15 protein-coding genes, 2 tRNA genes and 1 pseudogene are annotated in these 21818 nt (G+C 51.7%); 15 read left to right on the top strand and 3 right to left on the bottom strand.

What is annotated here, in order from left to right; translation table 11 throughout:
- The 7 genes from B152_RS0115075 (at window position 1) to B152_RS0115045 (ending at window position 6861) form a co-directional block, all read left to right on the top strand.
- A complete protein-coding gene (locus B152_RS0115075) occupies window positions 1–1290 on the top strand; it encodes a homoserine dehydrogenase (RefSeq protein ID WP_020593260.1) in 1290 nt (429 codons plus the stop codon).
- Window positions 1291–1353: 63 nt separating this feature from the next.
- Window positions 1354–2322 carry a class II fructose-bisphosphatase gene (glpX, locus tag B152_RS0115070; protein ID WP_020593259.1) on the top strand — a complete coding sequence of 323 codons (969 nt, stop codon included), beginning with the start codon at window positions 1354–1356 and terminating at the stop codon, window positions 2320–2322.
- Window positions 2323–2458: 136 nt separating this feature from the next.
- Window positions 2459–4255, top strand: a complete 1797-nt coding sequence (gene recJ, locus B152_RS0115065) for a single-stranded-DNA-specific exonuclease RecJ (RefSeq protein WP_020593258.1) — start codon at window positions 2459–2461, stop codon at window positions 4253–4255.
- A gap of 78 nt (window positions 4256–4333) precedes the next feature.
- Window positions 4334–5062, top strand: a complete 729-nt coding sequence (locus B152_RS23995) for a DUF1194 domain-containing protein (protein WP_157231110.1) — start codon at window positions 4334–4336, stop codon at window positions 5060–5062.
- A gap of 64 nt (window positions 5063–5126) precedes the next feature.
- Window positions 5127–5202, top strand: a tRNA-Glu gene (locus B152_RS0115055).
- Between the two features lie 396 nt (window positions 5203–5598).
- A tRNA-Glu gene (locus B152_RS0115050) sits at window positions 5599–5674 on the top strand.
- A 296-nt stretch (window positions 5675–5970) separates the two neighbouring features.
- The gene (locus tag B152_RS0115045) at window positions 5971–6861 is read left to right on the top strand and encodes a LysR substrate-binding domain-containing protein (RefSeq protein ID WP_020593256.1); all 891 of its coding nucleotides are present in this window, start codon (window positions 5971–5973) and stop codon (window positions 6859–6861) included.
- 34 nt (window positions 6862–6895) lie between these two features.
- On the opposite strand, the gene B152_RS0115040 is transcribed toward B152_RS0115045, so the two are convergent.
- Window positions 6896–7801, bottom strand: coding sequence for a LysR substrate-binding domain-containing protein (locus B152_RS0115040; protein WP_020593255.1), 906 nt, complete (start codon window positions 7799–7801; stop codon window positions 6896–6898).
- Window positions 7802–7984: 183 nt separating this feature from the next.
- On the opposite strand from B152_RS0115040, the gene B152_RS0115035 reads away from it, so the two are divergent.
- Both B152_RS0115035 and B152_RS0115030 read left to right on the top strand, forming a co-directional pair.
- A complete protein-coding gene (locus B152_RS0115035) occupies window positions 7985–9544 on the top strand; it encodes a trimethylamine methyltransferase family protein (protein WP_020593254.1) in 1560 nt (519 codons plus the stop codon).
- 122 nt (window positions 9545–9666) lie between these two features.
- The gene (locus B152_RS0115030) at window positions 9667–12099 is read left to right on the top strand and encodes a GcvT family protein (RefSeq protein WP_020593253.1); all 2433 of its coding nucleotides are present in this window, start codon (window positions 9667–9669) and stop codon (window positions 12097–12099) included.
- A gap of 97 nt (window positions 12100–12196) precedes the next feature.
- Here the strand turns inward: B152_RS0115030 and B152_RS0115025 are convergent, their stop codons facing one another.
- Together B152_RS0115025 and B152_RS0115020 are read right to left on the bottom strand one after the other, a co-directional pair.
- Complete coding sequence (locus tag B152_RS0115025; protein ID WP_020593252.1) at window positions 12197–13117, bottom strand: pirin family protein; 921 nt, start codon at window positions 13115–13117, stop codon at window positions 12197–12199.
- 50 nt (window positions 13118–13167) lie between these two features.
- Window positions 13168–14142, bottom strand: coding sequence for a GlxA family transcriptional regulator (locus tag B152_RS0115020; protein WP_020593251.1), 975 nt, complete (start codon window positions 14140–14142; stop codon window positions 13168–13170).
- Window positions 14143–14301: 159 nt separating this feature from the next.
- Here B152_RS0115020 and B152_RS0115015 point away from each other — a divergent pair, with 159 nt between their 5' ends.
- From B152_RS0115015 to B152_RS26345, 6 genes and pseudogenes are all read left to right on the top strand, one after another.
- Entirely contained in the window at window positions 14302–15195 is an 894-nt protein-coding gene (locus B152_RS0115015) for a beta-keto acid cleavage family enzyme (protein ID WP_020593250.1), read from the top strand.
- Window positions 15196–15226: 31 nt separating this feature from the next.
- Window positions 15227–16723: an L-carnitine dehydrogenase gene (locus tag B152_RS0115010; protein WP_020593249.1), complete on the top strand. Its 1497-nt coding sequence runs from the start codon at window positions 15227–15229 to the stop codon at window positions 16721–16723.
- Between the two features lie 198 nt (window positions 16724–16921).
- Window positions 16922–18082, top strand: coding sequence for an acyl-CoA dehydrogenase family protein (locus B152_RS0115005; protein WP_020593248.1), 1161 nt, complete (start codon window positions 16922–16924; stop codon window positions 18080–18082).
- 55 nt (window positions 18083–18137) lie between these two features.
- A complete protein-coding gene (locus tag B152_RS0115000) occupies window positions 18138–20222 on the top strand; it encodes an acetate--CoA ligase family protein (RefSeq protein ID WP_020593247.1) in 2085 nt (694 codons plus the stop codon).
- A complete protein-coding gene (locus B152_RS0114995) occupies window positions 20215–20997 on the top strand; it encodes a carnitinyl-CoA dehydratase (RefSeq protein ID WP_020593246.1) in 783 nt (260 codons plus the stop codon). Before B152_RS0115000 ends, B152_RS0114995 begins: the two co-directional genes overlap by 8 nt.
- Window positions 20998–21648: 651 nt before the next feature.
- Window positions 21649–21818: pseudogene (locus B152_RS26345) on the top strand (ABC transporter permease); the annotation flags it as partial.

Below are 21818 nucleotides of genomic sequence, written 5' to 3'. Positions count from 1 at the left end.
GTGAGTGAACCTCTTAAGATTGCTATTGCCGGCTTGGGAACAGTTGGTACCGGAACTGTAAAACTGATTCAGGAAAACCTCGGACTTCTGACACTGCGCACGGGGCGGGCAATTTCAATTGTTGCTGTTTCTGCCCGCAGCAAGAAAAACCGCGATTTTGATATGAGTGATATCACTTGGTACGATGACGCGGTTACCATGGCTGCTGAAAGCGATGCTGATGTGGTGATGGAATTGATCGGTGGTTCCGAAGGCATTGCGAAAGACGTTGTTGAGACAGCAATCGCCAAGGGGCGTCATGTTATTACCGCGAACAAGGCGCTGCTGGCCCATCATGGTGCCGAGCTGGCGCGCAAGGCCGAAGAAGCCGGTGTTGCGCTGGCCTATGAAGCTGCTGTCGCGGGAGGTATCCCGGTTATCAAGGGAATCCGTGAAGGACTGGCGGCGAATTCTTTTGATCTGGTTTATGGTATCCTTAACGGTACCTGTAACTTTATTCTCAGTAACATGCGTGAAACCGGCCGGGATTTTGAGGAAGTGCTTTTTGAAGCACAGGAGCTTGGTTATGCCGAAGCTGAACCCAGCTTTGATGTTGACGGGATCGATGCATCGCACAAGCTCTCCTTGCTTGCTTCTTTGGCGTTTGGCAGTGAAGTTGACTTTGATTCGGTCTATATTGAAGGTATTCGCGCAATCAGCTCCCTTGATATCGCCTATGCCGACGAACTTGGCTATCGGATCAAACTGCTTGGTATTGCACGCAAGACACAAGACGGCATCGACCAGCGTGTCCACCCCTGTATGGTTCCGGCAGAACAGCCGATCGCTCTGGTTGAGGGCGTATTGAATGCTGTCGTCTGCAAAGGCAACCATGTCGGCACTTCTGTGTTTGAAGGCGCAGGGGCTGGCGGCGGTCCGACTGCTTCCGCAGTTGTTGCTGATCTGGTCGATATTGCCCGTGGCACCATCTTGCCAACTTTTGGCATTCCGGCAACAAAACTGGAGAAGGCGATTGCCCAGCCTGTGGAGACCCGGGAAGGTTCTTACTATCTGCGCCTGACTGTCGAGGATCGTCCAGGGGTGATTGCCGATATTGCGGCTATTCTCAAGCGTGAGAAGATCTCGGTGAAGTCCCTGTTGCAGCATGAATCAAATCCGGGCAAGGCCGTGCCCCTGGTTATCACGACCCAGGAAACTGTTGAGCTGGCCATGATCCGCGCCTTGGAGAGTATCTCCGGGCTGGATTGTGTCCTTGAAAAACCGAATATGATCCGGATTGTCTCGCTCTGAAGCAAAGCAGTCTGAAGTTAAACCTGTTCAAAGTGAACACTATCAAAGTCAGAGGACAAAGATATGGAACGGAACTTGGCCCTCGAGACCGTCAGAGTCACCGAAGCAGCTGCGTTGGCAGCCTCGCGTCTGATGGGACGCGGGGACGAAAAAGCCGCCGATCAGGCCGCTGTCAATGCGATGCGTGATGCCCTTAATGGTATGGCCATCGATGGTACAGTGGTTATCGGTGAAGGCGAACGTGACGAAGCACCGATGCTGTACATCGGTGAAAAAGTTGGTCTCGGTGGACCGGGTATCGACATTGCGCTTGATCCGCTTGAAGGAACAACCCTGACAGCCAAAGGTGGCCCGAACGCGATGACGGTTATTGCCATGGCAGAGTCCGGCAACTTCCTGAATGCACCGGATACCTATATGGACAAGATTGCTGTTGGCGCTGGCTTGCCCGAAGGCGTGGTTGATCTTGATGAAACGGTTTTTAACAACCTGAGTAATCTGGCCAAGGCGAAAAAGATGGACATCAGTGATCTGGTGGTCTGCATCATGGATCGTCCGCGCCACGAAGAAAAAATCACCCAGGTTCGTGAATGTGGCGCCCGTATTGTTCTCATTGGTGACGGCGATGTTGCCGGAGCCTTGGCAACCAGCCGTTTTGACAGTGGGATTGATCTCTATATGGGGATCGGTGGCGCACCAGAAGGTGTTCTTGCTGCGGCGGCCTTGCGCTGTACAGGCGGACAGTTCCAGGGGCGTTTGGTGTTCCGGAATGATGATGAAGTTGCCCGCGCCAAGCGTTGGGGAATTGAAGATCTTGATCGCAAATACAAGATTGATGAACTTGCCAAAGGCGATGTCATGTTTGTCGCAACCGGCGTGACCGACGGATCTCTGCTACGCGGTGTTCGTCGCTATCAGGGTGGTGCTACGACGCAGTCTATTGTGATGCGTTCCAAAACGGGCACGTCGCGTATTGTTGATGCGACACACAATTTCTATCGCAAGACCTGGTACGACAATCTGGGTGTTTGACCGAGCGTTTGATCGGTATCTATACAAGAGGCGCCTTTGTGCGCCTCTTGTCATTTGTACCATTTTATTTTGGTGCCTTGTCTTTTTGATCCTGCAGGCTAGGCTTGTTCATTCATTTATTAAGGACAGTTGAACTGTGAAGAAGCCAGCGGAAGATCGTGTCGTTTTTCTTGGGGTTGAAAATTCTGTAACCGGAAAGCGCTGGGAAGACAGGCTACTTGATTCAAGAACTGCACTGGCTTTGAGTCAACGACTTGGCTTGCCCGAGATTATAGGACGTATTCTTGCTGCACGGGGCGTCGGATTGGATACGGCAGAAGCTTATCTGAAACCGACCTTGCGGGACTGGCTCCCAAATCCCTCTGATCTTAAAGGAATGGATGCGGCGACCGGGCGTATTCTTCAGGCCATTGAGGCCAGGGAAAGTATCGCTGTCTTTGGCGATTACGATGTGGACGGGGCAACATCAAGTGCCCTGTTGCTGCGGTATTTCGCCCAACTGGGTCTTGAACTGAAAGTTCATATACCGGATCGGGTAACTGAAGGATACGGGCCTAATCTCCCTGCGTTGCTGAAACTGCAAAAAGAAGGCTGTTCGCTGGTTATCACGGTAGACTGCGGTACCTCTGCGTTTGAGCCGCTTGAGGGGGCCAAGGAAGCTGGCCTGGACATCATTGTCATTGATCACCATGAAGCTGAGGCCAATTTACCCCCTGCAGTCGCGGTCGTGAACCCAAATCGTCAGGATGAAAGCCGCGAGTTTACGTCACTTGCTGCCGTTGGTGTTGTTTTCCTGGTCCTGGTTGCATTGAACCGTCAACTGCGCGAGGTCAGCTGGTTCACCAGACAGGGGGTAAGGGAACCCAACCTGATGAACCTGCTGGATCTGGTCGCTTTGGGGACTGTTTGTGATGTTGTGCCCCTGTCAGGTCTGAACCGGGCTTATGTCAGCCAGGGGGTTAAAGTTCTGGCAAAACGGAACAACCCCGGCATTGTGGCTCTTTCTGATGCAGCCAAGCTTTCTGAGCGTCCAGATAGTGGTCATCTCGGCTTTACGCTCGGCCCGCGGGTGAATGCGGGAGGACGCGTCGGACAATCTTGGCTGGGCGCGCGGCTGTTGTCGACAAACAGACTGGATGAAGCGGAAGCCATTGCACGACAATTGGAGGAACTGAACAGTGAACGTCGCCAGATCGAAGCCGAAGTACTTGATCAGGCGTTGGGGCAGGCAGCCGAACTGTCAGAAGGAACAGGTTGTGTTCTTGTTGCAGGTGAAGGCTGGCATCCGGGGGTGATCGGTATTGTCGCAAGCCGGTTAAAAGATCGCTATAACGCCCCTGCGTTTGTCATTGCCTTTGATGACCATGGGGTTGGCAAGGGATCAGGACGTTCCGTACCAGGTGTAGATCTGGGTGCCGCTGTTATTGCTGCCCGTCAGGCGGGGTTGCTGGAAAATGGTGGTGGTCATGCAATGGCTGCCGGCTTGACGGTAACCCGTGAACGCTATCAGGATCTCTGTGTTTTTTTGCACGAACGCCTTTCCAGAGAACTTGCTGACATTTCTTTTGTGCCTTCGGTAGGTATTGATGGTGCGTTACATCCGGGGGGCGCCAATGGTGATCTTGTCGAGCTTCTGGATTCCTGTGGCCCTTACGGTGTAGGGAATGCGCAACCGCGGTTTGTTCTGCCTCAGGTCAGAATACTGCGTCCGGCGATTGTTGGGGATAGTCATGTCCGCTGTATCCTGAGCGGGGCTGATGGCCGGACAATCAAGGGCATTGCCTTTCGTTGCCTTGATAATGATTTGGGGCAATTTCTGCTGAATAGCGGGGGGCTTCCTGTTCATGTCTGCGGCAAGCTTAAGAAAGACAGCTGGTCAGGGCCGGATGCCGTTCAAATAATTATAGAAGACGCCGCTTCTGCGACAGGCTAGAGTAGCTGGATGATCCAGCCGAATTGCCTCCAGAGATTGTTAAAATCTGTCTCCTGTTTCCCAGCCTTTATGGGGAGCTTGAGTATTGTTTTTAATGTCCTGACCGTTGGTTCTGTGCTGGCACAGGAAAGGAAAGTTCCGGTGCCAGTTGATCTGGAACTGGTTCTTGCGGTTGATGCTTCAACAAGTGTCTCGGCTCAGGAATTTGACTTGCAAATGCGGGGCATTGCCCAGGCCTTTCGGGAACCTTCCGTCATTCAGGCAATTGCGGTGGCTGGCGACCGGGGGATCGTTGTATCTGTGGTTCAGTGGGCGAACAATCTGTTGCAGGAAGTCGCGGTTGACTGGTTTTTGGTCAAGGACGAGGAAAGTGCGCGTGCCTTTGCTGATCTTGTCGATGAAACGCCCAGATTTATCTTTGGAGGCGGAACTTCGATTGGTGGAGCGATTACCTTTTCGACCCGGCAGATGGAAATCAATGATTTTGAAGGAAGCCGCCGGGTTATTGATATATCAGGAGATGGACGGTCCAATCAGGGAGCGCCCCCTGAAATGGTTCGGGATCGGAGTACGGCCCTGGGCATTGTCATCAACGGTCTCGCGATTGTGAACGAGGACCCTTTTATTGACAGCTATTACGAAAAGTTTGTTATTGGCGGTACAGGTGCTTTTGTACAGACCGCAACGACATATGAAGACTTTGGTGCTGCAATGATGGAAAAGTTGATCAAGGAGATTGGCGGGGTTCCTGTGGCTGGAAAAATATCCGATTTCCGCTTTGCCAGCAATGAAGATGAAAAAAGATAAAAGAATCGAATTTGCCGCTTGCAAAGGGGGGCTGAAATAGGTAAATCCTTGCTCACCGAAAGATGACCCCTTCGTCTAGAGGCCTAGGACACCGCCCTTTCACGGCGGCAACACGGGTTCGAATCCCGTAGGGGTCGCCATTTCGTTTCAAAGCCGCCTTGTGCGGCTTTTTTGATTCCTGGCTTAGTCCTGGCTTATTTTGGGAATCTCGAAACGGAGAGTTTTTATGATTGGTCTTTCTCATTTATCGATAAAATTTTTTGACGGATGTTTCTGTTTACCGGGAAGTGAATCAAATCAGCGATAAAGAGAAAAGATGTTCACGTATTTTGGAAACAGAGTGGGAAATTACCCTTTTCTCAACGGAATGTATTTGCGATTCTCTTGAAAAACATCTTTGGCTATCTGACTGATTCTTCAATGTGAATCGATTAATCTGGCAAATTTTTCAGAAAAAACTCAAAAATCACTCCCCCTGGGGAAAAAGGGCTTGCAAAGGGGAGCTGAAATAGGTAAATCCTTGCTCACCGAAAGATGACCCCTTCGTCTAGAGGCCTAGGACACCGCCCTTTCACGGCGGCAACACGGGTTCGAATCCCGTAGGGGTCGCCATTTCGTTTCAAAGCCGCCTTGTGCGGCTTTTTTGATTCCTAAACTTATGGTTTGATCTGCCCGTATCAAGGGGCATAGCTATCGAAATGATTTCCCGGCAGGAGAAGAATGACAAGACGATAGCTTGCTCACGGGTGTTGTAACTTGTCTTTGAAATGTCAAAATCTGAAGAGTTGCTATGAGAGCCTGAAGAACCTGGTTAAACATTTCAGATCTCCTTTCCCGATTATTGAAGCGCTTCTTTACCCTTTTTTCAAACGAGTTTACTGTGACCTTCATATAACTGGAGGTTATGGATGAGATTCGGCAAAATTTCCCTGGCATCTCTGCGTAGTTTTGAAGCTGCAGGCCGGTTGGCCAGTTTTACTGCCGCAGCAGACGAACTTTATGTTTCCCAGGCTGCAATCAGTAAGCAGGTTAGAGAGCTTGAGCTTTCCCTCGGTTACAGTCTGTTCCGTCGTAATCACCGCTCTGTGACGCTTACGGAAAAGGGGGAACAGTTGCTTGCCAGTCTGACGCCAGCTTTTGACCAGATCGACGCGTGCCTTCTGACCTTGCAACGACAACCAGAGGATACCAGGCTTACTCTGACAGTTGAGCCCAGTTTTGCCTCGGGATGGCTGGTCCATCATCTTAAAGATTTTCGAGAACAATATCCCGAGATCGGGGTTTCAGTAGAATCCTGTCATGATCTGATTGAGTTTCGCTCTCATGCAGCTGATATTGCAATCAGATTTAGCGCTACAGCACGGAGTTGGCCCAGAACTGAAGTACAGCATCTCTTTGATGTTGAAATGATACCTGTTGTTTCAAGAGACTTGCTAAATAACGGTCAAACTTTCAGGGAAATCAAGGATTTTGAACAACTAACCTTGCTACATGACGAAAATTTTAACCTTTGGAAACAGTGGTTTGAGAAAGCGGGGATTGCGGTAGAGAATATTTCCAAAGGACCGATTTTTGATGACGGCGGTCTGATTTTACAGGCAGTACTGGATCGACAGGGCGCAGCCCTCATTGATAAGATTCATGCGAAAAAATATCTGGCATCAGATCAGATACAACAGATTTTTCCAGTCTCTCTGCAACATGGTTCTTATTGGGTGGCCGTGCGTAACTTTGAAACACTGTCCGAGGCGGGTAAAATCTTTGTTGCGTGGCTTTCTGCTGCAGTCTGTCAGGAGTGAACAGTGATTTTGTAAAGAAAATGACTGTTGAGGCTTAACGGGTCTTTTTATCACTCTCGAGTTCGTTCATCAGCCATTTATAGAACAACCGTACTTTGGGGCTGTCGGCCAGTTCCGGTTTGCAAACCAGATACCAGTCGCCACTGTGACAGGTTTTGTCACCAAAAGGGCGGACCAAAGAAGAGGCTGGTGTTCGAGGGGTGGCAAAGGGGCTGTTGGTCATGGCAACGCCCCGGCCTTTACTGGCAGCTTCGAGGGCAAGAAGGTAGTTATCATAGGTAATAGCCTGATCAGGAGCCCAGTCCTCAATCCCCGCTTCTGCAAACCAGGTGGACCAGTCGTGGTTATGGTTGAACAGCTGCAGGATATCGTGATTGAGCAGGTCTCTTGGTTCTTTAATGGGAGATTTCCCTTTAAGCAGGTCGACATGACACATGGGAGAAAGCCTGGCTTCAGCCAGATGGAGATAAACCAGATCCGGGTCTTTCTTATTGGTCCAGATAATTCCGACATCTACGCCCTGACGATCAAAACTCCAGTCGAGATAGGAGGTTCCCAGCTGAGCCTGAATACCTTTGCTGACCCGATAGAATTCATGAATGCGCGGTAAAAGCCAGTACATCGCAACAGTAATGTATACCTGAACGATCAGTGTGTTTGGGCGTTCCAGAGATTGTACCAGGTTGGCTCCATCGGCAATCCGGTCGAAAGCTTCGCTCAGAATAGGCAGATAAAGTTTGCCGGATTCTGTCAAGACAACGTTGCGCCCGGTTCGGGCAAAGAGATTAACACTTAGCTGATCTTCCAGATTTCTGATGTGGTGGCTGATAGCCGAATGGGTAATATTCAGCTCTTCGGAAGCGACGCGAAAATTGAGATGTCTGGCAGCAGCTTCAAAGGCCCGCAGGGCATTGAGGTTGGGCAGTTGTCGCTTCTTCATCAAAATCAAAATCCTCAAGAGTCCTGTGGCACACACCTATGCGAGCCAAGAAATTAGCACGACTTTTGACAAACCGTCATGTCCTTTCGGTGAGTATAAGTGACCAGTCGGTGAAAAAGCATCATTTGTTCCTTTTTTCGCTGTTATCCAGAATGACACCAGAGATTTTTACTGGAGAGTGTGATGAGCGAGACAGCAGTAGTTTCCCGCCGCAAGGGTGGACGAGTAGCACGGCAGGCCATGCGTGCAGCCCCTTTGACCGCTGACAAACGGGCGATTGGTCCGGGGCTGGAAAGTGGAAGTTTCAAGGTTCTCAATGATTTGCAAATCAAACGCGTTCATACGGCGGTTCTGGATGTGCTGGAGAATATTGGCCTTGCTGATGCCATACCAAGTTGCATCGAGGTTGTTACTGCGGCAGGTGGTGTGCTCAAGGATAATGGTCGTTTGACTTTCCCCCGGGCGCTCGTCGAAGACACCATCGCCAAGGCCAACCGCAATGTTGTGCTCTATGGCCAGTCTCCTGAACACGATATGGATATCTCGGGCAGCAGAACCTATTTTGGTACGGCTGGGGCTGCGGTCCATATGGTCGATGCAGTAACAGGGGAGTACCGGGAATCAACAACCCGGGACCTCTATGACATTGCCCGTATGGTCGATAAACTTGAAAACATCCACTTCTTTCAAAGGGCAGTGGTTTGCCGGGATCTGGCTGATCCCTTCGATATGGATTTTAATACCTGTTACGCCTCCGTATCTGGCACCAATAAACATGTGGGGACCAGCTGGGTTGACCCCATGCATCTCGAAAAGTCTTTCGAGATGCTACACATGATTGCTGGGGGAGAGAAAAAATGGCGCGAGCGTCCTTTTGTCAGCATGTCCAACTGCTTTGTCGTGCCTCCGTTGAAGTTTGCCGAGGATGCCTGTCGTTGTCTCGAGGTCGGGGTGCGGGGCGGCATGCCGATACTTTTGCTCGCAGCCGGACAGGCTGGGGCGACTTCTCCGGCATCTCTGGCTGGTTCAGTAGTCCAGGAGGTTGCAGAGGTTCTGGCGGGGCTCTGTTATGTCAATGCCATTGAACCCGGTGCTCCGGCAATATTCGGGACCTGGCCTTTTGTTTCTGATCTCAGGACCGGTGCCATGAGTGGCGGCAGTGGAGAACAGGCACTGCTTGTTGCGGCCTGTGCCCAGATGGGACGTTTCTATGATCTGCCAACCGGTGTGCCCAGCGGCATGTGTGATTCCAAGGTGCCGGATTATCAAGCCGGAGCGGAAAAGGGCTATAATCACGCGATCACCGGAAACTCCGGAACTAATCTGGTCTATGAATCAGCAGGCATGCATGCCAGTCTCCTGGGCATGTGTATGGAAAGTCTGGTTCTCGACAATGATACCATTGGCTCGGTTCTGCGCACCGTCAAAGGCATTGAGATCTCGGAAGATACTCTTTCTGTCGAAGCGATCCGACAGGTCTGTGAAGAAGGACCCGGACATTATCTTGGTTCGGACCAGACTCTCTCAGTAATGCAGTCGGAATATTTTTATCCTGACACAGGCGAGCGCAGCAGTCCGAATGAGTGGGTAGAAAAGGGACGGCCAACGGCCCTGATGAAAGCCATGGAGATCGTCAGGGAAACCATGGCCGGGCACCATCCGCGTCATATCAGTGATGAACTTGACAGGGAAATCAGACAAAAATTTAATATCAAACTGCCGCGAGAGCAGATGACCCCTTGAGTCAGCCCTAACTTTTGGGATCTCATATCGAGGAAGATCATAAGCTGGCCTGTTAAAGGCCGCGATTGAAAAGAGGGAAGAGGTCGTCGGGAACTCCTCCCCAAATAACAGGAACAGGTTTTATGAAAAGTCACGCAAGAATAGTTGTTATCGGCGGTGGTGCCGTTGGCTGTAGTGCGGCCTACCATCTGGCCAAAATGGGCTGCCGCGATGTGGTTCTGTTGGAAATGGACGAGCTGACCTCTGGCTCGACCTGGCATGCTGCTGGAAATTGCCCGACCTATTCCGGTAGCGTCAATATCATGAAGATGCAACGCTATGGGGTGGAGCTATACGGACGTCTGGCAGAAGAGGTCGACTATCCGATGAACTACACCCGGACAGGCTCGATCCGTCTGGCCCAGAGTGATGAACGGATGTTCGAGTTCGAACATGTCCGCTCCATGGCCAAGGCCCAGGGGCTTGAGTACGAAATGCTGACCTCAAGCGAGATGAAGGACTATTACCCCTTCCTTGAGACTCATAATCTGGAAGGTGGCCTCTGGGACCCGCTGGACGGAGATATAGATCCCAGCCAGCTGACACAGGCCTATGCCAAGGGCGCAAGGGATCTGGGAGTGAAGATCGAGCGCTTCAACCGGGTGACAGCGATCACCCAAACCCCGACCGGGGAGTGGCGCATTGAATCAGCCAAAGGCTCTATTACCTGTGAAAAGGTCATTAATGCCGGTGGTTATCGCGGCGGTGAGATTGCTGCGATGGTCGGTCAGTACATTCCGATTGTCACGCTGTCGCATCAGTATCTGGTGACAGATGCGATTCCTGAACTGGAGAGTCGAGACAAAAAACTGCCTCTGCTTCGCGATCCAGATGACAGCTATTATCTGCGGCAGGAACGCGCTGGCCTGATCCTTGGCCCCTATGAATGGAAAGCAACGCCTTACTGGCTTGATGGCCTGCCAGAGAACTTTGCCTCCCAGCTCTGGGGCGATGATCTCGACCGGATTGAATGGTATATCGAACAGGCCATGGCCCGGGTGCCCATTTTGGAAAAAGGGGGAGTGGCGCGGGTTATCAATGGTCCTATTCCCTATACTCCGGACGGACTCCCATATATCGGTCCTGCCTACGGGCTGGAGAACTTCTATCATTGTTGCGGCTTTAGCTTTGGAATCACTCAGTCAGGTGGCGCCGGAAAAATTATTGCTGAACAGGTCCTTGAAGGCGAGAGTGAGTGGGATATGTGGGCGCTCGATCCCCGGCGCTACAGCGACTATGCAACCCAGAAGTACGTCGTGGCCAAGGCAATTGAAGTTTACCAGAACGAATATGCCATTCCCTTCCCGCATGAAGAGCGTCCGGCTGGACGACCTGCCAAAACCACACCGGTTTATGAGAAGTTGAAACAGAAAGGAGCCTTCTTTGGCTCCCGCGGTGGCTGGGAGAGAGCGGTCTGGTTCCCGCTTAATGAACGCCCGGAAGAGCAGAGCGTTTCTTACCTCGGTGAAAGACGGAACTGGAACGCGGCGGTCAAGGCCGAATGTGATGCCGTGCGCAACCGGGTCGGGGTTCTGGATCTCGGCGGTTTTACCAAATATGAAATCAGCGGTCCGGGGGCAACAGCCTGGCTTGATTATATGATCGCTGGAAAAATGCCGAGGGTCGGCGGGATGTCTTTGTCCTACTTCCTCTCCCGCAAGGGCCATGTGATGACAGAGATGACCATCACCCGCCTGGAGGAGGACCGTTATTGGCTGGTCTCTGCTGCGGCCGGGGAATGGCATGATGAGGACTGGTTGCTTTCCCACATGCCGGGCGATGGCTCGGTACAGTTCGAGAATCTAACGGATCGTTTCGGCACCCTGATTGTTGCCGGGCCAAGGTCCCGAGATCTGCTGTCAAAAGTCACGAAAGCTGATCTGTCAAACAAGGCCTTTCCCTGGTTGACCATTCAGAACATTGAAGTGGGTTATGCGGCTGATATTCTGGCCATGCGGGTTAACTATGTCGGTGAACTGGGCTGGGAACTGCATGTGCCGATGGAATACCTCGGCTCTGTTTATGACGAGGTTATGGAAGCCGGTCTCGAGTTTGATGTGGCTGACTTTGGTCTTTACGCCATGGACTCCTTGCGGCTTGAAAAGTGTTATCGCTCCTGGAAGGTTGATATCATCCACGAATACACTCCTTTCGAACTTTCGCTGGATCGCTTTGTCGATATCGACAAAGGACCATTTTTGGGACAAGAGGCTTTGAAACAGCATCTTGAAAATGGCATCAAGGAGCGCTTTGTGCCGCTGATTATCGAGGCAACACATGCCGAAGCCCCTTACTGTTCTCCGGTTTATCTGGGCGAAGAGATTGTCGGCATTACCTCATCCGGTGGTTATGGCCACACGATCGAGAAGAATATCGCCCTGAGCTTTATTCGAACCGATCTGGCCGTCGAAGGCAGCCGACTGGAAGTCTCCATTCTGGGAGAGCGTTATCCGGCAGTGGTTTCCAAAGAGCCGCTGTATGATCCTCAAAACAAAAAGATGCGAGATGTCGAATAAAGCAAAGAGCAGGCGGGAATAATCCTGCCGTTCAAGAAAAACGGAGAAGCAAACTCTTGGGTTTTCTTCTCCGTTTTGTTGCCCTGTCTTCTTAAGGTTATTCGGCTTTTTCCGGCAGAGGGATAAACTCCTTTTCATCACCGGGAACCTTGGCAAAGCGCCCCGCCCGCCAGTCCTCTTTGGCCTGTTCCAACTGGTCCTTTGAAGAAGAGACAAAGTTCCACCAGATAAAGCGCGGGCCATCCATTGCGGCACCGCCCAGTAGCATCATCCGGACGTCTTCAAGCGCTTTGATCGTGATCCTGTCACCGGGGCGCAGAACCATCATCTGTTCAGGTGCATAGATTACACCTGCGATCTCTATTTTTCCCTTCAGCACATAAATCGCCCGTTCTTCGGTTGTTGCCGGAATGGGCAGCCGGGCGCCTGCAGAAAGATTGAGATCAACATAAAGGGTTTCCCACTGGGTCGAGGCGGGTGATTTGATGCCGTCAAACTCGCCAAGGATGACCCGTCCGTTGATACCTTCAGATTCAAAAACGGGCAGCTTTTGCGCGTCTGTATGTTCAAACGCTGGAGCTCCATTTTCGTGGGTTTTAGGTTGGGCAATCCAGCTCTGGATACCATAGAGGTTTGAAGGTGTCTGACGGATATCCTGCCCGGTGCGCTCGGAATGGACAATGCCGGAACCGGCAGTCATCAGATTGACATCACCAGGGACAATCCGCATGTCGTTGCCCAGTGAATCCTTGTGATCCATGGTGCCGTTAAAGAGATAGGTGACTGTCGAGAGACCGATATGGGGATGGGGACGCACGTCAATCCCCTGACCTGTCAGGAACTCGCCGGGTCCCATCTGGTCCCAGAAAATGAAGGGGCCAACCATTCTTTTGCGGCGAAAGGGCAGGGCGCGTTTGACCTCAAAATTACCGATGTCTCCGGTCCGGGGAATGATGACCATTTCTACAGACTGTGGATCGTCCAGCGAACTTGAATCTGTACCAGGGAGCCAACTCATTATATTTTCCTTTTGTATCAAAGGGATGCAGGTCAATTTTGATGTAATTTTTATTGAATAATCATACGACTGGTTCGGGGAGCCTGCCCATACCTGTTCCGGTAACTTCTGGCAAAGGAAGTTGCTGAATTGAACCCGCAGCGGATTGCGACATCCAGTATAGAGAGATCCGTCTGTTTTAAAAGTCGTTGGGCAACATCCAGGCGCAGATTACGGTAATAGGTTCCTGGAGAAGACTTGAGATACTTCTTGAACAGCCGCTCCAGTTCCCGGACCGAGGTTTCAATTTCCTGGGCCAGCTCCGGTATCAGATAAGGTGTTTCGATATTGGCTTCCATCATCTCGATGGTTCTGGACAAAACCGGGTTGTTCATGATCAGGGGGTTTTGTGAAGCAAGGCGCTGCGGGTTATTTCCTTCCCTGAACCGCTGATAGATGAACTGGTCCGCGACTTCTGTCGATAGCTTGAGCCCGTATTGTACCCGAATCAGCTGCAGCATCATGTCCAGGCTGGTGGTGCCGCCGCCCGAGGTGAAGCGGTTGCGGTCAACGACATAGAGATCCCGCTCGGCCTGGACGTTGGGAAAGGTTTCAGTGAAGCTTTCAAAGTTCTCCCAGTGGACCGTTGCTTTATAACCGTTAAGTAGCCCGGCTTTGGCCAGAATTTCACTTCCTGTATCCATGCCTCCGAACTCGGTTCCTTTGGAACGCAGTTTGCGCAGATTGGATGCGAGTGTTTCGCTGTAGCTTTTTTCTACATCATAGCTGGCACAGATGATCAGGACCGGAATCTGGAGGCCTGGGGAAAGTTCAGCGTCGACATTGATATCCATATTGTTGCTGGCGCGCACGGATGAACCTGAAATCGAGTATATTTTCCATTCATAGAGTTTTTCTCCGGCCTTGATGTTGGCAGCGCGCATCGGCTCCAGCGCAGAAGAAAAGCAGAGCAGGGAAAATCCCGGAACCAGAAGAAAGTCGATTTTTTGCGGTTTCTCGGTTGCTGGCTTGCCAAACAGATACATCTGATCGCTCCCGTGATGTTTGGGAAAAATGTTTCATATCTTGTGCGAAATGTAAAATTGTTATCCAGATTCGTCATACACTGTTTGTCAGATTCCCGGGGGCGGTTTCCGCTGGGTCGCCAGAAATAAAGACCAGATAGCAAAAAAGAGAACGATACGATGAACAATGAAGTGATCATTACCTGCCCCGTTACCGGATCCGGCGTAAAAAAAGACAGACATACAAATGTTCCGGTAACACCGGAAGAAATCTCGGATGCGGCGATTGAAGCAGCTAAAGCTGGTGCTGCTGTCGCGCATCTGCATGTCCGTAATCCTGATACGGGCCAGGCCAGCAACGATATCAATCTTTACGCAGAAACCGTTGGTCTGCTCCGCGACAAGATGAATAAATCTGGGGTTGATGTTGTCATCAATATTACGGCTGGTATGGGCGGGGAGTTTGTTCCCGATCCGGCCAATCCGAACAATGGTGGCCCAGGCACAGACATGCTGTCACCCGTTGATCGGCTGAAGCACATTGATCTGCTGCGCCCGGAAATCTGTACGCTGGATTGCGGCTCCCTGAACTTCAGTGATTACGCCTATGTATCCACACCGGGTATGCTGCGCGAGATGTGCGCGCTGATCCAGAAGATGGAAGTAAAGCCCGAAATTGAGGCGTTTGAGCTGGGGCATATCTGGATGGCAAAACAGCTCATGTCCGAAGGGCTGATTGATGCTCCACCGCTATTCCAGCTTTGTCTGGGTATCCCTTATGCTGCTGAAGCCAATGGGGAGACTATGCTGGCAATGCGCAACATGCTGCCCGAAGGTGCCAACTGGGGCTCTTTTGGTGTCGGTCCAACACAGATGGGCATGGCAGCCCAGTCGGTGATTTTTGGCGGGCATGTCCGTGTCGGTCTTGAAGATAACCTCTATCTGGAGCGTGGTGTCCTGGCGAGCAACGGCCAGCTGGTTTCCCGGGCCAAGGAGATCATTGAAAGAATGGGGGCCCGGACCCTGAGCGCAGAAGAAGCGCGTAAAAAATTCGCAGCAAAAAAACAGCGTTGAAATCAATTTCTGGTCAGATAGGACACTAAGAATGAGCCGTGAAATCAAGACAGTTGCTATTGTTGGCGCTGGTGTTATCGGTGCTGGCTGGGCCGCACGTTGCCTCCATCGAGGCATCAATGTTGTTGTGACAGATGTTACTGCTGCGGCAGAACGCGGGCTGCGCGAGGTTATCGCCAATGCCGAGCCTGCTTTGGCAAATCTCAGTCTTGCGCCCCGCCGGAAAAAAGGGATGCTCAGCTTCACCACAAATCTCGCCGAAGCAGTGGCCCAGGCGGATTTTGTTCAGGAAAACGCGCCGGAACGCGAAGACCTCAAGCGTGGTCTTCTGGCCGAGATCAGCAAACATGTAGGGCCGGATGTGATTATTGCCTCCAGTTCTTCTGGTCTCTTGCCAACCCGAATTCAGGCCGACTGTATCAGACCTGAGCGGGTCCTGATCGGCCATCCGTTCAACCCGGTCTACCTTTTGCCACTGGTTGAGGTTTTGGGCGGAGAGAAAACCGAAGAACGCTATATCACTGAAGCGATGGCGTTTTATACCTCTATCGGGATGCACGCGCTCAAGGTTCGCAAGGAAATCGAAGGCTATATTTCCGATCGTCTGCAAGAAGCTCTCTGGCGCGAAACCCTGCATATGGTTGCCGAAGGTGTCGCCACAACCGATGAAATTGATCAGGCCATTATCTATGGTCCGGGTTTGCGCTGGGCCTTTATGGGCACTTGCCTGACCTTCCATCTTGCTGGCGGTGAGCAGGGCATGCGTCACATGCTGGAACAGTTCGGACCAGCCTTGCAGCTCCCCTGGACCAAACTGAAAGCGCCAGAACTGACAGACCAGCTTATTGACCGTATGGTTGAAGGAACGCAGGAGCAGTCAAAAGGCTATTCCATCCGCGACCTAGAGCAGCTCAGGGATAACTGTCTTGTTTCGATCATGCAGTCCCTTCGGACCTTTAATTACGCTTCCGGACGGACGCTGAAAGAAGATGACGAGCGCCAGTATCAGGAGATGAACGGTGCAACTGAATGGGCCCCTTCTGACGACCTGAGCCGTCCTCTGGAACTGCACAGTGACAAGGTTCATCCGGAATGGGTGGACTATAACGGTCACATGACAGAGTCCAGATACCTCCAGGTCTTTGGCGATGCTTCGGATGCACTTTATCGCTATGTCGGGGTGAATGACGTCTACCATGCCCAGGGTAATTCCTATTACACGGTAGAGACCCACATCTACAATGTTAAGGAAGTTGCTGCGCAGGCACCGCTGAAAGTTACAACCCAGTTATTGGGCCTTGATAACAAGCGGCTGCATTTTGTCCACAATATCTATCACGCCAAAGACAATACGCTTTTGGCAACAGGCGAGCAGATGGTGCTGCATGTGGATACAGCTGCAGGAAAGGCCTGTCCGGCCAAACCAGAAGTGCTGGATATCCTGCAGAAGATTATGGACGCCCACAGCAAACTGCCGCAACCGGACTATCGCAGTCGCGAAATGGCGGTGCCTCCGGCCAAGGGGTAACGTTTATGGCTCCGGGACAAGGACCTGCTGTTGTTGACCCGGAGCCTCTTCGCCGGAGCCTCTTCGAGGTTTTAGTGAACAAATTTGATCCCTGATCAACAATTGATCCTTGGGAAATGGTGTCTTGTGTCTATTGCCCACAAAGTTTGAAATTTCGGGTGAGTAGATCACAAAGTGAGTGATGAACGGGAGCAGCTTATGGAATTCGGCCTTACGCAAGAACAGCAAATGGTCGTGGACACTGTCCGGGATTTTGTTGAAAAAGAACTCTATCCGCACGAGGCAATCGTTGAGTCCAAGGGACATGTACCACCGGAAATCACCAGAGATATCCGGCAAAAGGTCTTGGATATGGGGTTCTATGCCGCGAACATTCCCGAAGAGTTTGGCGGCGGCGGTCTCGATCATGTGACCATGACCCTACTGGAACGAGAACTCGGCAGGGCTTCTCAGGCACTTAGTGTGATCTTTGGCAGGCCATCAAATATTCTGTGCGGTTGTAAGGGGGAACAGGTCGAGAAGTATCTCAAGCCGGCGATACGGGGCGAGAAAATCGATTGTATTGCCCTGACTGAACCAGACGCCGGATCAGATGTCCGATCCATGAAAGCCTCTGCCATAAAAGACGGTGATGACTGGATCATTAACGGGACAAAACACTTTATCACCCATGCCGATGAGGCCGATTTCGCGATCGTCTTTATTGCCACGGGGGAAGAGCAAACGCCCCGGGGACCGAAAAAGCGGATCACCTGTTTCCTGATTGACCGCGATACAGCCGGATTTGAAATTAGGGACGGGTATCAGTGCGTATCACACCGGGGTTATAATAACTCGATCCTGAATTTTGATAACTGTCGGGTATCTTCGGCCCAGATCCTGGGGGAAGAGGGAACAGGCTTTGACGAAGCCAATACCTGGCTTGGGGCGACCCGCCTGACGGTTGCGGCGCTGGCAGTAGGCCGGGCGCAACGTTGTTTTGATATGGCTGTTGAATGGGCAGCCGAGCGCAAACAGTTTGGTCAGGCCATTGGCAAGTTCCAGGGGGTTTCTTTCAAGCTTGCCGACATGGCCACAGAAATTCAGGCCGCCGAGTATCTTACTCTCGGAGCGGCCTGGAAACTGGATCAAGGGTTGCCTGCGGATCAGGATATTGCCATGGCCAAGCTCTATGCCACCGAAATGCTGGGGCGGGTTACAGATGAAACCCTGCAGATTTTTGGCGGCATGGGCCTCATGACCGAACTGCCGATCGAACGTTTCTGGCGCGATGCCCGGGTAGAGCGGATCTGGGACGGGACCAGCGAAATACAACGCCATATTATTTCTCGTGGTTTGTTGCGTCCTCTCGGTGCTTAGGCCCCATTAATATCTTTCCTCAGGGTTAGCTTGTCTTTCGGAGTATAAAAGAGCCATGTCCCGTCTTTCGAATATAAGGCGTCTCCTCAGTCCCAAATCCATCGCTGTTGTCGGCGGCCGGGAAGCTGCGGAAGTGATCCGGCAATGCAGGCTTATGGGATATACGGGGGATATCTGGCCGGTTAACCCCAAGCGTGCAACCCTTGGCGATTTGCCCTGCTTTGCAGATGTTGCCAGTTTACCTGCTGCGCCGGATGCGGCCTTTATTGCCATACCCCGTGGCCCGGCGGTTGAAACAATTGCCCAGTTGGCCGATAGAGGGGCGGGAGGCGCTGTCTGTTATGCTTCGGGCTTTTCCGAGACGGCTGATGGACAGCCTTATCACGAGGCTTTGTTGGCAAAGGCGGGTGATCTGGCCGTTGTCGGGCCGAATTGTTACGGTCTTCTGAATTATCTTGATGGTGCAGCACTCTGGCCTGATCAGCACGGCGGTGAAAAGATAGAACGCGGTGTTGCCATTATTTCCCAGAGCGGAAACATAGGGATCAGCCTGACGATGCAGGAAAGATCGCTGCCTCTGTCCTATATGATCTCGGTCGGTAACCAGACGATCCTTTCTTTTTCCGATTATATCGAAGCGCTCTGTGAAGATGAACGGGTCACGGCAATCGGCCTGCATGTTGAGGGAATAGATGATATTCCGGCTTTCTGTCGTGCCGTCGAAAAAGCCCGTCAGAAAAAAGTCCCTGTTATTGTATTGAAAGCCGGAGGGTCTGAGATTGGGGCTCAGTTGACCATGAGCCATACCTCCTCCCTGGCTGGATCAGATACGCTTTACAGCACGCTTTTTAACCGGATTGCTGTTGCCAGGGTCTTTACACTTTCTGAACTGATCGAGACCCTGAAGTTCCTTCATGTTGCCGGTCCGGCCAAAGGAACCAATATTGCTTCCCTCAGTTGCTCCGGGGGCGAGGCAGCTCTGATGGCCGATCTTGGCAGCAAACTTGACCTGCAGTTCGGGGTTATTCCAGAGCAGCAGAAAGCCGAACTCGAAACCCAGATGGGCGAGAAGGTCACAGTTTCTAATCCTTTTGACTATCACACCTATATCTGGGGGGATCTTGAGGAGAAATCAGCCTGCTTTACCCGTGTTATGCAGGGGGGATACGATGTTACCCTTCTGGTGCTGGACTATCCCAAGGCAAAACTTGGGGGCGCGCCGGACTGGGACAAGGCCTTGCAGGCGATGATCGCAGCTCAGGAGACATCAGGAGGTCAGGCGGCAGTTATCTCTACCTTGCCCGAGAATTTGCCTGAACATGCAAGAGCGCTGCTTCTGGAAAAAGGCGTGGTTCCGCTCCAGGGACTGGAAGATGGATTAAAAGCGATCAAATCAGCCGCCTGGATTGGTCGGCGCTGGCAGGAAATTTCCAGCAAAAATCGGTCAACATCCCTGCGGCGTTGTCCGCAGCTGGAAGGTGAAGTTACCATGCTGGACGAGGCCAGGGCCAAGTCCTTGCTGAGTGGTTATGGCTTAAAAGTGCCGAACAGCAAGACTGTGGCAATCAATGAAGCGGGCAGGGCTGCTGAAGAAATAGGTTTTCCTGTGGTTGTCAAAGCCGTCAGTGCGAATCTGGCACACAAGACCGAGGCAGGAGGAGTTGCTCTTAATCTGACATCTGTGGCCTCGGTTCAGGCCGCGGCAGTGGGGATGGCGCAACTCTCGGACAGAGTTCTGGTCGAGCAGATGATTACTGATTCTGTTGCTGAAATTATTATCGGGGTGACCCGGGATACGCAGTTCGGTCTCTCTCTTGTTATCGGTACAGGCGGGGTTCTGGTTGAATTGATCAAGGATTCCTGCGCTCTGTTACTCCCGGCTTCACGCGATGATATTGACGCTGCTCTGCGCAGTCTCAAGCTCTTTCCCCTGATCGACGGATATCGGGGCAAGACCCGCGGTGATATTACTGCTCTGTTGGACGCTGTCGAAGCTGTCGCCCGCTTTGTTGTCGAGAATGATAACAATCTAGCCGAGCTGGATATTAACCCTGTTATGGTCTTGCCAGAGGGACGGGGTGTCATTGTTGCCGATGCCATGATCCGCATGGTTGAAAGGGAGAGAGAACATCATGTCTGAAGTACTTAAAGTTCATCATCAGGACGGAATTCTGGAAGTTGTGCTTGATCGACCCAAGGCCAACGCCATCGATGCGACAACCAGTAGGGCAATGGGCGAACTTTTTTGTGCATTCCGCGATGATCCGGATCTGCGTGTCGCGATCATTACCGGCGGGGGAGAAAAATTCTTTTCCGCTGGTTGGGATCTGGTGGCCAGCAGTGAAGGGGAAGCACCAGACAGTGATTATGGCCCCGGTGGCTTTGCCGGGATAACCGAACTGAAGGGATGTTATAAGCCGATTATTGCCGCTGTGAATGGTATGGCCGTTGGTGGTGGTTTCGAGCTGGCGCTCTCTGCCGATCTTGTTATCGCAGCTGAGCATGCCCAGTTCTTTTTGCCTGAAGCCAAAGTCGGTCTGATTGCCGATGCTGCCTCCTTTCGCTTGCCAAAGCGTCTGCCTCGGGCGCTGGCGTTGGAGCTTTTATGGACTGGAAAACGTCTTTCTGCTGAAGAAGCCGCAAGCTGGGGGCTGGTCAACCAGGTTGTCCCGGGCGATCAGTTGATGTCAGCCGCCAGAGTACTGGCCCGACAAATTCTTGAAGCGGCTCCCCTGTCGGTACAGGCCGTAAAGGAAGTCTTGGAAAAAACAGAAAATCTGGATGTGGAAGAGTGTTATCGGGATATGAGAGGTGGGCAGTGGCCTTTTTATGAGCGGATGTTGGCAAGTGAAGATGCCAAAGAAGGGTCTGTAGCTTTTGTTGAAAAAAGATCTCCCGTCTGGAAAGGGCGGTAAAATTTTAGCGGTTATTAGGCACTTTTGCTTCAAAGAGATCTGTTTTTGATGGTTTACGACATCTTTGCCTGCCTTTCTTGACGGTTTTGAGCAAGCATAAGAGGCATAGCTTGAAGAGGATAGAGCTCTAAAAAGAAGACCGAATCAGTTGCCTGACCGGAATGTCCGGCATAATAAAAGCAGCAACAGCCTGTGAAAGCTGATATCGGAAAATCCAGTCCAGAGAAGACTGGGAACAAGCTGAGAGGCTAGAGTTTGGTCCGGAATAATTAGTTGCACCACTGAAGAGGGCTTCAGGGTGTGTTGTGTTATTTTTACCGGATACCCCTGTTACGGCAGGGACCAGGGAGATATGAGATGCCTGAAAGAACGGAGCTTGATAGCTCTTTTCTGTATAAGCGGCTGTGCAATATCGTGAAAGAGCAACTCGCTCTTGTCGCGGTTCTGCTGGGCAGCTTTCGAATTTCCGGGCCTTTTTCCCTTTCTCTTTGTATCCTTCAGAAACAAAATAATCAAAGCAGCTGTCCTGCGGTCACTTTTCCGGGCTGTTTTTAGACAGTTTGGGGCTGGAAGGCCTGGGAAAATCATACCTATGGGACAAGGTTTTGGGGCAATAAGAAAATTGGCAATAACAATGATTCGGGTGGATTGATGGGTGATTTGATAGGTCTGATTACCAAGCGGTTATCGTTTGGTGTTCTGACGTTGCTGGTGATCTCCGTGCTCATATTTATGGGCACGGAGGCGCTTCCTGGTGATTTGGCTGAGGCGATATTGGGTCAGTCAGCAACGCCGGATGCTTTGGCAGCGATCCGCGAGAA

This window comes from Kiloniella laminariae DSM 19542, from assembly GCF_000374005.1.
Taxonomy (GTDB): domain Bacteria; phylum Pseudomonadota; class Alphaproteobacteria; order Kiloniellales; family Kiloniellaceae; genus Kiloniella; species Kiloniella laminariae.
The sequence above is the reverse complement of the archived record's forward strand: the minus strand, read 5'-3'. Positions and strand labels throughout refer to the sequence as shown.

What these genes read in the sequence shown, in the direction of transcription:
- glpX (WP_020593259.1), top strand. Translation starts at nt 1,354, where the DNA reads ATGGAACGGAACTTGGCCCTCGAGACCGTCAGAGTCACCGAAGCAGCT.
- B152_RS0115045 (WP_020593256.1), top strand. Translation starts at nt 5,971, where the DNA reads ATGAGATTCGGCAAAATTTCCCTGGCATCTCTGCGTAGTTTTGAAGCT.
- B152_RS0115040 (WP_020593255.1), bottom strand. Translation starts at nt 7,801, where the DNA reads ATGAAGAAGCGACAACTGCCCAACCTCAATGCCCTGCGGGCCTTTGAA.
- B152_RS0115035 (WP_020593254.1), top strand. Translation starts at nt 7,985, where the DNA reads ATGAGCGAGACAGCAGTAGTTTCCCGCCGCAAGGGTGGACGAGTAGCA.
- B152_RS0115030 (WP_020593253.1), top strand. Translation starts at nt 9,667, where the DNA reads ATGAAAAGTCACGCAAGAATAGTTGTTATCGGCGGTGGTGCCGTTGGC.
- B152_RS0115025 (WP_020593252.1), bottom strand. Translation starts at nt 13,117, where the DNA reads ATGAGTTGGCTCCCTGGTACAGATTCAAGTTCGCTGGACGATCCACAG.
- B152_RS0115020 (WP_020593251.1), bottom strand. Translation starts at nt 14,142, where the DNA reads ATGTATCTGTTTGGCAAGCCAGCAACCGAGAAACCGCAAAAAATCGAC.
- B152_RS0115015 (WP_020593250.1), top strand. Translation starts at nt 14,302, where the DNA reads ATGAACAATGAAGTGATCATTACCTGCCCCGTTACCGGATCCGGCGTA.
- B152_RS0115010 (WP_020593249.1), top strand. Translation starts at nt 15,227, where the DNA reads ATGAGCCGTGAAATCAAGACAGTTGCTATTGTTGGCGCTGGTGTTATC.
- B152_RS0115005 (WP_020593248.1), top strand. Translation starts at nt 16,922, where the DNA reads ATGGAATTCGGCCTTACGCAAGAACAGCAAATGGTCGTGGACACTGTC.
- B152_RS0115000 (WP_020593247.1), top strand. Translation starts at nt 18,138, where the DNA reads ATGTCCCGTCTTTCGAATATAAGGCGTCTCCTCAGTCCCAAATCCATC.
- B152_RS0114995 (WP_020593246.1), top strand. Translation starts at nt 20,215, where the DNA reads ATGTCTGAAGTACTTAAAGTTCATCATCAGGACGGAATTCTGGAAGTT.